At 71.2% G+C, this 12,427-nt stretch carries 10 protein-coding genes; 6 read left to right on the top strand and 4 right to left on the bottom strand.

Features of this window, described 5'->3' with window-relative positions; all coding sequences use genetic code 11:
- Nucleotides 1-101: 101 nt before the first annotated feature.
- Nucleotides 102-1,586: a PucR family transcriptional regulator gene (locus AB0I51_RS00520; RefSeq protein WP_362969900.1), complete on the top strand. Its 1,485-nt coding sequence runs from the start codon at nucleotides 102-104 to the stop codon at nucleotides 1,584-1,586.
- Nucleotides 1,587-1,666: 80 nt separating this feature from the next.
- A complete protein-coding gene (locus AB0I51_RS00515; protein ID WP_362969898.1) occupies nucleotides 1,667-2,455 on the top strand; it encodes a phosphatase in 789 nt (262 codons plus the stop codon).
- A gap of 66 nt (nucleotides 2,456-2,521) precedes the next feature.
- Here the strand turns inward: AB0I51_RS00515 and AB0I51_RS00510 are convergent, their stop codons facing one another.
- From AB0I51_RS00510 to AB0I51_RS00495, 4 genes are all read right to left on the bottom strand, one after another.
- Nucleotides 2,522-3,493, bottom strand: a complete 972-nt coding sequence (locus tag AB0I51_RS00510) for a cation diffusion facilitator family transporter (RefSeq protein WP_362969896.1) — start codon at nucleotides 3,491-3,493, stop codon at nucleotides 2,522-2,524.
- A 5-nt stretch (nucleotides 3,494-3,498) separates the two neighbouring features.
- Nucleotides 3,499-4,371 carry an acyl-CoA thioesterase II gene (locus tag AB0I51_RS00505; protein WP_019065758.1) on the bottom strand — a complete coding sequence of 291 codons (873 nt, stop codon included), beginning with the start codon at nucleotides 4,369-4,371 and terminating at the stop codon, nucleotides 3,499-3,501.
- A 35-nt stretch (nucleotides 4,372-4,406) separates the two neighbouring features.
- On the bottom strand, nucleotides 4,407-5,564 hold the full coding sequence (locus tag AB0I51_RS00500) for an acyl-CoA dehydrogenase family protein (RefSeq protein WP_093627016.1): 1,158 nt from the start codon (nucleotides 5,562-5,564) through the stop codon (nucleotides 4,407-4,409).
- 493 nt (nucleotides 5,565-6,057) lie between these two features.
- Nucleotides 6,058-6,660, bottom strand: a complete 603-nt coding sequence (locus tag AB0I51_RS00495) for a TetR/AcrR family transcriptional regulator (protein ID WP_362969894.1) — start codon at nucleotides 6,658-6,660, stop codon at nucleotides 6,058-6,060.
- A gap of 95 nt (nucleotides 6,661-6,755) precedes the next feature.
- On the opposite strand from AB0I51_RS00495, the gene AB0I51_RS00490 reads away from it, so the two are divergent.
- The 4 genes from AB0I51_RS00490 to AB0I51_RS00475 are packed head-to-tail and all read left to right on the top strand — an operon-like array spanning nucleotide 6,756 to nucleotide 12,422.
- Entirely contained in the window at nucleotides 6,756-8,372 is a 1,617-nt protein-coding gene (locus AB0I51_RS00490) for a carboxyl transferase domain-containing protein (RefSeq protein WP_362969892.1), read from the top strand.
- A 23-nt stretch (nucleotides 8,373-8,395) separates the two neighbouring features.
- Entirely contained in the window at nucleotides 8,396-10,324 is a 1,929-nt protein-coding gene (locus AB0I51_RS00485; protein ID WP_362971093.1) for a biotin carboxylase N-terminal domain-containing protein, read from the top strand.
- An 8-nt stretch (nucleotides 10,325-10,332) separates the two neighbouring features.
- Nucleotides 10,333-11,256: a hydroxymethylglutaryl-CoA lyase gene (locus tag AB0I51_RS00480; protein WP_362971091.1), complete on the top strand. Its 924-nt coding sequence runs from the start codon at nucleotides 10,333-10,335 to the stop codon at nucleotides 11,254-11,256.
- Nucleotides 11,257-11,261: 5 nt separating this feature from the next.
- On the top strand, nucleotides 11,262-12,422 hold the full coding sequence (locus AB0I51_RS00475; protein WP_362969890.1) for an acyl-CoA dehydrogenase family protein: 1,161 nt from the start codon (nucleotides 11,262-11,264) through the stop codon (nucleotides 12,420-12,422).
- Nucleotides 12,423-12,427: the final 5 nt, after the last annotated feature.

Here is a 12,427-nt window from a genome sequence, read left to right as displayed (position 1 = left end):
GGGGGTGGCTTGCGTCGCGACTGACCCTAGGTGGCCGGAAAGCGGCTGCGAAGTGTACGTTTCATCCATTCGAGCACGAGGCGATGGAGGAAACGTCCACCATGCCGGACCTCACAATTCCCTCTACTCCCCCTACACCTCCGGTACCACTCGCCGCCCTCCTGGCCCGCGAGGACCTGAGGCTGCGGCAGATCGCGGGCCCCGCCGACCCCGACACCGTCATCCACTGGGCGCACACGTCGGAGATGCCGGACCCGTATCCGTATCTGCTGGGCGGTGAGCTGCTGCTGACGGCGGGTGTCCACATCCCGGAGGCGGCGGGCTCCGGCACGTACTTCGCCGACTACGTCTCCCGGATCGTCGAGGCGGGCGGTGTGGCCCTCGGCTTCGGCGTCGCGCCGGTCCACGACACCGTGCCGAGGGCCCTGGTCGCGGCCTGCGACCACTACGACCTGCCGCTCCTGGAGGTCCCGCCCCCCACCCCCTTCTCCCGCGTGGCCCGCGCGGTCTGGCAACTGATGGCACAGGCCCGCCTCGCCGAACTCCGCCGCGTCACCGAGGCCCAGCAGAGCCTGGCGGCAGCGGCCTCCCGCCCCGATCCGGTCCCTTCGGTGCTACGTCAGCTCGCCCAGCGGGTGAGCGGCCGCGCCGTGCTGTACGGGCCCGACGGCACGGAGATCGCGGCGGCGGGGCGGAACGCGACGGGAGCGGACGAGCTGGCGGGGCTGGCACGGGTGGTGCGCCCCGCGGAAACACCCGCCTCCACGTCCCCCGCCTCCGCCACCGACACCGTTCCCGGCGCCCATCTCGCGGCCTACGCCCTGGGTACCGGTCAGGGTTTCGTTCTGGGGGTCGCCGCCCCGCACCGCGTCCCCGGCGATCACACCATCGCCTCCGTCGCCGCCGTACTGCTCTCCCTCCTCACCGGCGAACACCAGAGCCGCACAGGAGCGAACCGTTCGTCGGCGCTCGTACGACTGCTGCTGGGCGCCCCGCCGGAGGACGTGGCGCCGCTGCTCGGCGGGGACCGGTGGACCGTCGTGCACGCGGCGCCCGGACTCGACACCGCCCCCGACCCCGTCGCCGCGTCCGCGCTCGGCGCCGCCCTCGGTTCCGCGCTGATCGACCTGACGCCGGAGGTAGTACGGGTACTGGTCCCAGCGGATCGTGAACCCGCCCCGCAAGCCGGCTGGACCCTCGGGGTCAGTACCTCCGCAGCTCCCCAGGACTGGTCCGCCGCGGACACCCAGGCGGCCCGTGCCCTCGCCCGGGCCCGCGCGACCCGCGCCCCGCTGGTCCGGCACGGCGCCTCCGGCCGCCCCGGCCTCGCCGAACTGGTCCCCCACGGAGAAGCCGAGGCACACGCCCGTACCCTTCTCGCCCCGCTCGCCGCGAGCCCCGCGCTCACCGAGACCCTGCGCACCTGGCTCTCCCTGCACGGGAGTTGGGACCGTACGGCGGTCGCGCTGGCCGTGCACCGCAACACCGTGCGGCAGCGGATCGCCCGGTGCGCGGCGCTGCTGGACACGGACCTGGACGATCCGGACGTACGGATGGAGCTGTGGTTCGGCCTGCGTCACCTGTGAGCGGCCGCCCGTAAGTGATCCACATCCCAGCGTTCGGGACGTCGGGCAGCGGCACAGCCCGCTGCTCCACAATGGGAACCATGCCGATACCCGGGACCCCAAGCCGCGCCGAACTCGTCGATCACCTTGTGAAGACCCGTATCGCGGGCGACGTAGCCACCCCCCGCGAGAACAACCTCTCGCACTACCGCAAGCTGGCCAACGGCGACCGCCACTACTGGTTCGGCCTGGAGCTCGGCGACCGCTGGTCCGACGAGCAGGACGTGCTCGCGGTGATGGCGGAGCGGGTGGGGGTGAACGACGATCCCGAGTACCGCTACGGCCAGGACACCATCGACCCGGAGCTGACGGTCGCGGCGCTCGACCGCCTCGCCGCGCGACTGCGCAAGGCGGCGGACGGTCAGCAGCGGGTGCTCTTCGCCACCGGCCACCCGGGCGGCCTGCTCGAAGTGCACCACTCCACGGCCGCCGCCCTGCGCACGGCCGGCTGCGAGATCGTGGTGATCCCGGAGGGGCTGCAGACGGAGGAGGGGTACGTCATGCAGTTCGCGGACGTGGCCGTCCTGGAGCACGGCGCCACGCTGTGGCACACGCACTCCGGTGAGCCGATGAAGGCGATCCTGACCGCCCTGGAGCGCGAGGGCCGTCCACTGCCCGACCTGGTCGTCGCCGACCACGGCTGGGCGGGCTACGCGGCCCGGCACGGCGTCGACTCCGTCGGCTACGCGGACTGCAACGACCCCGCGCTCTTCCTCGCCGAGTCCGAGGGCACCCTCCAGGTGGCCGTCCCGCTCGACGACCATGTGATCAGCCCCAGGTACTACGACCCGCTGACGGCGTATCTGCTGGCGGAGGCGGGGCTTTCCTGACCGCCGGCCGTCCGGCTCGACGCGGCTCAACTTCCTTGTCACGGGCCGGAGTTCACGGCCAGAGGTTCACGGCCAGGGGTTGAGCCCCTCCGCCCGCCGCTGCGCATAGCCCGGCGTCGGATCCAGGTAGACCCGGTTCACCGACGGGAACGCCTCCCGCAGTCGCTGTTCGGCCTGTTCGCAGGCCCACTCGATCTGCGCGGCACTCGACCGGTCCCGGAAGTCGATCTTCGCGGCGACCAGCGCCTCGCGCGGGCCCTGCACAAGGGTCGTCAACTCCAGTACGGCTTCGATGTGTTCGACCCCCAGCAGCTCCTCCCGGATGCGGTCCCGCATGGGCTTGGGCAGGGGGCGGCCGATGAGGAGTTCCGCGTTGGAGCGGCCGAGCACCCAGGCGACGTAGAGCAGCAGGAGGCCGATGCAGAGGGACGCGAGGCCGTCCCAGACGCCGGAGCCGGTGAGCTGTCCGCCGAGCAGGCCGCCGGCCGCGAGGACCAGGCCGACGAGGGCGGCGGAGTCCTCCAGTACTACGGCCTTCACCGCGGTGTCGGGGGTGTAGCGGAGGTAGCGCTTGAAGGATGCGTCGAAGCGGGCCGCCTCGCCGCGCGCCTGGCGTACGCCCGTCCGCAGGGAGTAGCCCTCCAGGAGGAAGGCGACACCGAGCACGATGTAGGAGATGAGCGGGTCGCCCAACTCCTCGCCGGCGACCAGGGTGTGGATGCCGTCGTAGATCGAGAAGACGGCGCCGCCGACGAAGGTGGCGACGGCGGCGAGCATCGCCCAGATGTAGCGCTCGGGGCCGTAGCCGAGGGGGTGTTCCTCGTCGGCGGGTTTCTCGCTGCGCTTCAGGGCGGTGAGAAGGAGGAGTTCGGTGACCGTGTCGGCGACGGAGTGCGCGGCCTCGGAGAGCATCGCGCTGGAGCCGCTGATGACGCCCGCGACCGCCTTGGCCAGCGCGATCCCCAGGTTGGCGACGGCCGCGACGATCACCGTGAGGGTGGACTCGCCGCCGCCCTCGGTTTCCTCTGCTTCTGCCATGCCCCTCAGTGTTCCCGAGGAACCCGGACGACACCCTCCTGGATGACGGAAACGGCCAGCCGACCGTCCTGGGTGTAGATCCGGGCCTGCCCGAGCCCGCGCCCGCCGTACGCCGAAGGCGACTCCTGGTCGTAGAGCAGCCACTCGTCCGCACGGAACGGCCGGTGGAACCACATCGCGTGGTCGAGCGACGCTCCTACGACATCCCCCACGGCCCAGCCGCCGCGGCCGTGCGCGAGGAGGATCGAGTCGAGGAGCGTCATGTCGGAGACGTAGGTCGCGAGGACCACGTGGAGCAGGGGGTCGTCCACCAGCTTGCCGTTGGTGCGGAACCAGACCTGGGAGTGCGGTTCGCGCGGCTCGCCGAACCTTCCGTACGGCGGGTCGTCGACGTACCGGAGGTCGATCGCCTCACGGGCCTCCAGGAATCGTTCAACGATCCTCTGGTCAAGGTGGTCGTAGCCGAGCAGCCGCTCGCGGCCCGTGGGGACCGTCTCCGGGTCGGGCGCGGGCGGCATGGGGGCCTGGTGGTCGAGACCTTCCTCGTACGCCTGGAAGGACGCCGACAGCGCGAAGATCGGCCGGCCGTGCTGGACGGCGAGCACGCGGCGGGTGGTGAAGGAACGGCCGTCGCGGATCCGCTCGACGGTGTAGACGATGGGCGCGCCCGGGTCGCCCGTGCGCAGGAAGTACGCGTGCAGGGAGTGCGCGTACCGGTCGGCGGGGACCGTCCGTCCGGCGGCGACCAGGGCCTGGGCCGCCACCTGGCCCCCGAAGACGCGGGGGACGACGGCGGAACGGGACTCGCCGCGGAAGATGTTCTCCTCGATCTGCTCGAGGTCGAGCAGATCGAGGAGATCCTGTAGTGCCTGGTTCATGGGGTTAGTTGTACCGGGCAGTAATTGCCGGGACCTTACAGGCCCATGTCCTTGGCGATGATCGTCTTCATGATCTCGCTGGTGCCGCCGTAGATGCGGTTCACGCGGTTGTCCGCGTACAGGCGGGCGATCGGGTACTCGTTCATGAAGCCGTAGCCGCCGTGCAGCTGGAGGCAGCGGTCGATCACGCGGTGCGCGACCTCGGTGGTGAACAGCTTGGCGCTGGCCGCCTCGGCGGGGGTCAGCTCACCGGCGTCCAGGGCCTCGGTCGCGCGGTCGACGACGGCCTCGGCGGCGTCCACCTCGGCCTGGCAGGCGGCCAGTTCGAACTTGGTGTTCTGGAACGCGGCGACCGGCTGGCCGAAGACCACACGGTCCTGGACGTACTGCTTGGCGAACCGGACGGCGGCCTTGGCCTGCGCGTAGGCGCCGAAGGCGATGCCCCAGCGCTCGGAGGCGAGGTTGTGGCCGAGGTAGTAGAAGCCCTTGTTCTCCTCGCCGAGGAGGTCCTCGACGGGCACCTTGACGTCGACGAACGCCAGCTCGGCGGTGTCGGAGGTCTTCAGGCCGAGCTTGTCGAGCTTGCGGCCGACCGAGTAGCCCTCGGCCTTGGTGTCCACCACGAAGAGGGAGATGCCGTGGCGGCGGTCCTCCTTGGTGGACGGGGAGGTACGGGCACAGACGATCATGCGGTCGGCGTGCACGCCGCCGGTGATGAAGGTCTTGGCGCCGTTGAGGACGTAGTGCGTGCCGTCCTCGGAGAGCTTGGCGGTGGTCTTCATGCCCGCGAGGTCGGAACCGGTGCCCGGCTCCGTCATCGCGATGGCCCACATCTCCTCGCCGGAGACGAACTTCGGGAGGTACTTCTTCTTCTGCTCCTCGTTGGCGAGCAGCTTGATGTAGGGCAGGCCGAGCAGCACGTGCACACCGGAGCCGCCGAAGGAGACACCCGCGCGCGCGGTCTCCTCGTAGAGGACGGCCTCGAACTTGTACGAGTCGATGCCCGCGCCGCCGTACTCCTCGTCCACGCGGATGCCGAAGACGCCGAGCTCGGCGAGCTTGTAGTAGAACTCGCGCGGCGCCTGGCCGGCGGCGAACCACTCGTCGTAGACGGGGACGACCTCGGCCTCGATGAAGGCCCGCAGGGTCTCCCGGAACGCCTCGTGGTCCTCGTTGAACACAGTACGGCGCACCGCCGCCACCTCCGCATGGATACCTGACGCATGTCTAAGCGCTTGCTCAGAACATCACGGTACCGGCGAGTAAGGGGAGCGTCCAGCGGAAGGAGCACGTAACGCTCGTCACGCCCTTTGCCCACCCACCCGCCCGACTCGGTAGGCCGAGAGGCCCCGACACGGGGCTCCGCCCGGACCCCGGGGGGCGACTCGACCGCGCCCGCGTCGTCAGCCTCGCCCCCGTCGGCAGCCGCGCCCGCGTCCGCCGACCGCACCCGGTCCGCGGCTTGGCCGCCTTTGCCCGAAGGGCTTCCGGTCTCCGGCCCTTGGCCCTTGGCTTCCGGTCTCCGGCCTTTGGCTTCCGGTTGTCGGCCCTTGGCTTCCGGCTGGCGGCCCTTGGCTTCCGGTTGTCGGCTTCGCGCCTCCAGCCTTCGGCTCCGGCTCCGGCTCCGGCTTCCCTCTCTCGTCCGGCGGCCTTCTGTTCGCAACTCCCGGCCCGGATCCGCCCCCGTCACCCCGCCGAGGCCGCCGCCCCCAGTGCCCCTCTCGCCATCCGATGCAGCAGCTCCGCCGTAGCCCCCCGCCCGGGCAGCGACCCCGGTCGGCCCAGATGCGGAGTCGAGTTGAGCAGGCCGAACACCGAGTGGACCGCCGACCGCGCGCTGGGTTCGGCCAGGTCCGGGTACACGTCCCGGACGACCTCCACCCACAGTTCGACGTACTGGCGCTGGAGCTGGCGGACCAGCTTGCGGTCGGTGTCGCGGAGGCGGTCCAGCTCGCGGTCATGGAGGGTGATCAGGGGGCGGTCGTCGAGGGCGAAGTCGATGTGGCCCTCGATGAGGGAGTCGAGGAGTGCCTCCGCCGAGGTCACTCCCTCCGCCTCCGCCAGTCGGCGCTTCGCGCCCGTCAGCAGCTGGCCGCTGATGCCGACCAGGAGCTCCGCGAGCATCGCGTCCTTGCCCGGGAAGTGGCGGTAGAGGCCGGGGCCGCTGATGCCGACCGCGGCGCCTATCTCGTCCACGCCGACGCCGTGGAATCCCCGCTCGGCGAAGAGCCGCGCGGCCTCCTTGAGGATCTGCTCGCGGCGGGTGGGGGCGTCGGTTCTCGTGGTCATGAAAGCAATTCTAGACAGGGAGGTTAGCGGTCGTTAACCTGAAGGAAATGGTTAACGCTCATTAACAGTCGATCGCTGTGCGAGGGGACCGCAGAATGCAAGAGGCACCGGAGCTGACGAGCGCGGCCGATCCCGCGTCGGAGGCGTGGCGGGCCAACGAGGCGGCGCACCGTGCGCTGGGCGAGGAGCTGCGGCAGAAGCTGGCCGCGGCCCGGCTCGGCGGCGGTGAGCGGGCCCGGGACCGGCACACCGCGCGCGGCAAGCTGCTCCCCCGCGACCGCGTGGACACCCTGCTCGACCCGGGCTCACCCTTCCTGGAGCTCGCTCCCCTCGCGGCCGACGGGATGTACGACGGGGCCGCCCCCGCCGCCGGTGTGATCGCCGGGATCGGGCGGGTGAGCGGGCGCGAGTGCGTGATCGTCGCGAACGACGCCACGGTCAAGGGCGGGACGTACTACCCGATGACCGTGAAGAAGCATCTGCGCGCCCAGGAGATCGCCCTGGAGAACCGGCTTCCGTGCATCTATCTCGTCGACTCCGGGGGCGCGTTCCTGCCCATGCAGGACGAGGTGTTCCCGGACCGCGAGCACTTCGGGCGGATCTTCTACAACCAGGCCCGGATGTCGGGGGCGGGGATTCCGCAGATCGCGGCCGTGCTCGGGTCGTGCACGGCCGGTGGGGCGTATGTCCCGGCAATGAGCGACGAGGCCGTCATCGTCCGGAATCAGGGGACGATCTTCCTGGGCGGGCCTCCCCTGGTGAAGGCCGCCACCGGTGAGGTCGTCACCGCCGAGGAGCTGGGCGGCGGTGAGGTGCACGCACGCGTGTCGGGTGTCACCGACCACCTCGCGGAGGACGACGCGCACGCCCTGCGGATCGTGCGGAACATCGCCGCCACACTCCCCGCGCGCGGGCCGCTGCCCTGGGAGGTCACGGAGGCGGTCGAGCCGAAGGTCGACCCCTACGGGATCTACGGCGCGGTCCCGGTCGACTCCCGTACCCCCTACGACGTACGGGAGATCATCGCGCGCGTGGTGGACGGCTCGCGGTTCGCCGAGTTCAAGGCCGAGTTCGGGCAGACCCTGGTCGCCGGCTTCGCCCGCATCCACGGCCACCCGGTCGGCATCGTCGCAAACAACGGCATCCTGTTCTCCGAGTCCGCCCAGAAGGGCGCCCACTTCATCGAGCTGTGCGACCAGCGCGGCATCCCGCTCGTGTTCCTCCAGAACATCTCCGGCTTCATGGTGGGACGGGACTACGAGGCGGGCGGCATCGCCAAGCACGGCGCCAAGATGGTCACCGCCGTCGCCTGCGCGCGCGTGCCCAAGCTGACCGTGGTGGTCGGCGGCTCGTACGGCGCGGGCAACTACTCGATGTGCGGCCGGGCGTACTCGCCCCGCTTCCTGTGGATGTGGCCCGGCGCCAAGATCTCCGTCATGGGCGGCGAGCAGGCCGCGTCGGTCCTCGCGACCGTGAAGCGCGACCAGCTGGAGGCGCGCGGGGAGTCCTGGCCCGCCGAGGACGAAGAGATCTTCAAGGACCCGATCCGGCAGCAGTACGAGCGCCAGGGCAACGCCTACTACGCGACTGCCCGCCTCTGGGACGACGGGGTCATCGACCCTCTGGAGACCCGCCAGGTCCTCGGCCTCGCTTTGACCGCCTGTGCCAACGCGCCCCTGGGAGACCCCCAGTTCGGCGTCTTCCGGATGTGATGAGGGTGCCCGAGATGGTCGACATGTTCGAGACGGTCCTGGTGGCCAACCGGGGCGAGATCGCGGTCCGCGTGATCCGCACCCTCCGCTTGCTCGGTGTGCGCTCGGTGGCCGTCTTCTCCGACGCCGACGCGGACGCCCGGCACGTCCGGGAGGCCGACACGGCGGTACGGATCGGTCCCTCCCCGGCCGCCGAGAGCTATCTGTCGGTCGAACGGCTCCTGGAGGCGGCGGCCCGCACCGGCGCGCAGGCCGTGCACCCGGGCTACGGCTTCCTCGCCGAGAACGCGGCCTTCGCGCGCGCGTGCGCCGACGCCGGGCTGGTCTTCATCGGTCCTCCGGCGGACGCGATCGCCCTCATGGGCGACAAGATCCGCGCCAAGGAGACGGTGGAGGCGGCCGGTGTCCCGGTCGTCCCCGGCGGCCGTGACCCCGAACTCGCCGAGGCGGCCCACAAGTTGGGGGCCCCGGTCCTCCTCAAGCCGTCGGCCGGCGGTGGCGGCAAGGGCATGCGCCTGGTCCGCGATCTCACCCTCCTGGACGACGAGATCGCCGCCGCCCGCCGCGAGGCCCGCGCCTCCTTCGGCGACGACACCCTCCTGGTGGAGCGCTGGGTCGACCGCCCCCGGCACATCGAGATCCAGGTCCTGGCCGACGGCCACGGCAATGTCGTCCACCTCGGCGAGCGCGAGTGCTCCCTGCAGCGCCGGCACCAGAAGGTCGTCGAGGAGGCGCCGAGCGTGCTCCTCGACGAGGCCACGCGCGCGGCGATGGGTGCGGCGGCGGTCCAGGCGGCCCGCTCGTGCGGGTACGCGGGCGCGGGCACGGTGGAGTTCATCGTGCCGGGCAACGACCCGTCGTCGTACTACTTCATGGAGATGAACACCCGCCTCCAGGTGGAGCACCCCGTAACGGAGTTGGTCACCGGGCTCGACCTGGTGGAGTGGCAGCTGCGGGTAGCGGCCGGAGAGCGGCTGCCCTTCGCGCAGGAGGACATCACGCTCACCGGACACGCGGTGGAGGCGCGGATCTGCGCGGAAGACCCCGCGCGCGGGTTCCTCCCCTCCGGTGGCACCGTCCTGAAGCTGAACGAACCCTCCGGCGACGGCGTCCGCACCGACTCCGGGCTCTCCGAGGGGACCGAGGTCGGCAGCCTCTACGACCCGATGCTCTCCAAGGTCATCGCCTACGGCCCCGACCGCGCGACCGCGCTCCGGAAACTCCGGGCCGCCCTCGCGGACACGGTCACCCTGGGCGTGCCGACCAACGCCGGGTTCCTACGACGGCTCCTTGCCCATCCGGCCGTCGTGGCGGGCGAGTTGGACACCGGGCTCGTCGAGCGCGAGGCGGACTCCCTCATCGCGGACGAGGTGCCCGAGGAGGTCTACGAGGCGGCAGCCGCCGTACGGCTGGATGCGCTGCGGCCGAAGGGCGAGGGCTGGACCGACCCGTTCTCGGTGCCGAGTGGCTGGCGGCTGGGCGGTACTCCGAAGCCGGTCGGGTTCCACCTGAAGGTGACCGAGCCCGTGGAGTACGTCCCGCGCGACAGCCACACCGTCACCGTGGACCAGGTCGCCGTCACCCTCGACGGAGTCCGGCACACCTTCCGTCGCGCCGGTGACTGGCTGGGCCGGGACGGGGACGCCTGGCAGGTGCGGGACCACGACCCGGTGGCCGCCTCGCTCAGCGGGGCCGACCGGTCCGGAGCTGGTTCACTGACCGCGCCGATGCCCGGGACGGTGACCGTGGTGAAGGTCGCCGTGGGGGACCAAGTGGCCGCCGGGCAGAGCCTGTTGGTGGTCGAGGCGATGAAGATGGAGCACGTCGTCTCCGCGCCGCACGCCGGCACCGTCGCCGAACTCGACGTGACCCCCGGCGCGACGGTCGCCATGGACCAAGTCCTGGCGGTCGTCACACCCATGGTCGTCACACCTGCGGAGGAGGACCAGTGACACTCCCGATGGTCGTACCGGCCCCCGACCTGCCCGCCCGGGTGCGCATCCACGAGGTCGGGGCCCGTGACGGACTCCAGAACGAGAAGTCGACCGTGTCCACCGAGGTCAAGGCCGAGTTCATCCGGCGGCTGGCCGACGCGGGCCTGACCACCGTCGAGGCCACCAGCTTCGTCCACCCCAGATGGGTCCCCCAACTGGCCGACGCCGAGCAGCTGTTCCCGCTCGTGCGGGACCTGCCGGGGGTGCACCTCCCCGTCCTCGTGCCGAACGGCCGCGGCCTGGACCGGGCCCTGGCCCTGGACGCGACCCGCGTCGCCGTCTTCGCCAGCGCCACCGAGTCCTTCGCCAAGGCCAACCTCAACCGCACGGTGGACGAGTCGCTGGCCGTGTTCGCCCCGGTCGTGGCCCGCGCCAAGGACGAGGGCGCCCATGTGCGCGGCTACCTCTCCATGTGCTTCGGCGACCCCTGGGAAGGCGAGGTCCCCCTCCACCAGGTCGTCCGGGTCTGCCGAGCACTCATGGACATGGGCTGCGACGAACTGAGCCTCGGCGACACCATCGGCGTCGCCACCCCGGGCCATGTGCTCGAACTGCTCTCGCTGCTCAACGAGGAAGGCGTGCGCACCGACGTCATCGGCGTGCACTTCCACGACACCTACGGCCAGGCCCTCGCCAACACCCTGGCCGCCCTCCAGCACGGCGTCACCACCGTGGACGCCTCCGCGGGCGGCCTCGGCGGCTGCCCGTTCGCCAAGTCCGCCACCGGCAACCTCGCCACCGAGGACCTGGTGTGGATGCTCCAGGGTCTCGGCATCGACTCCGGAGTCGACCTCGGCTCTCTCACCGCCACCAGCGTGTGGATGGCCGAACAACTGGGCCGACCCAGCCCGTCCCGCACCGTCCGCGCCCTCTCCCACAAGGACCAGTGACCGCCATGGACCACCGTCTCTCCCCCGAGCTGGAAGAACTCCGCCGTACGGTCGAGGAGTTCGCGCACGACGTGGTGGCGCCGAAGATCGGCGACTTCTACGAGCGGCACGAGTTCCCGTACGAGATCGTCCGCGAGATGGGCCGCATGGGCCTGTTCGGGCTGCCGTTCCCCGAGGAGCACGGCGGGATGGGCGGCGATTATCTGGCGCTCGGTCTCGTCCTGGAGGAGCTGGCCCGCGTCGACTCGTCGGTCGCGATCACCCTGGAGGCCGGCGTCTCGCTCGGCGCGATGCCGATCCATCTCTTCGGCACCGACGCCCAGAAGGCCGAGTGGCTGCCCCGGCTGTGCTCCGGCGAGATCCTCGGAGCCTTCGGGCTGACCGAGCCGGACGGCGGCTCCGACGCGGGCGCGACCCGGACGACGGCCCGCCTGGACCCGGACACCGACGAGTGGGTGATCAACGGTTCCAAGTGCTTCATCACCAACTCCGGTACGGACATCACGGGTCTGGTGACGGTCACCGCGGTCACCGGCCGCAAGCCCGACGGCAAGCCGCTGATCTCGGCGATCATCGTGCCGTCCGGGACGCCCGGCTTCACGGTCGCGGCGCCGTACTCGAAGGTCGGCTGGAACGCCTCGGACACCCGCGAGCTGTCCTTCGCGGACGTCCGGGTCCCGGCGGCGAACCTTCTCGGTGAACAGGGCCGCGGCTACGCCCAGTTCCTGCGCATCCTCGACGAGGGCCGGATCGCCATCGCGGCCCTCGCCACCGGCCTCGCGCAGGGCTGTGTGGACGAGTCGGTGAAGTACGCCAGGGAGCGGCACGCGTTCGGGCGGCCGATCGGCGCCAACCAGGCCATCCAGTTCAAGATCGCCGACATGGAGATGAAGGCCCACACCGCCCGCCTCGCCTGGCGCGACGCGGCCTCCCGCCTGGTGGCGGGCGAGCCCTTCAAGAAGGAGGCGGCGCTCGCCAAGCTGTACTCCTCCACGATCGCCGTCGACAACGCCCGTGACGCGACGCAGGTGCACGGCGGCTACGGCTTCATGAACGAGTACCCGGTGGCCCGGATGTGGCGCGACTCCAAGATCCTGGAGATCGGCGAGGGCACCAGCGAGGTCCAGCGGATGCTGATCGCCCGCGAGTTGGGCCTCACGGGCTGACGGGC

This window comes from Streptomyces sp. NPDC050549 (assembly GCF_040655035.1).
Taxonomy (GTDB): domain Bacteria; phylum Actinomycetota; class Actinomycetes; order Streptomycetales; family Streptomycetaceae; genus Streptomyces.
The sequence above is the reverse complement of the archived record's forward strand: the minus strand, read 5'-3'. Positions and strand labels throughout refer to the sequence as shown.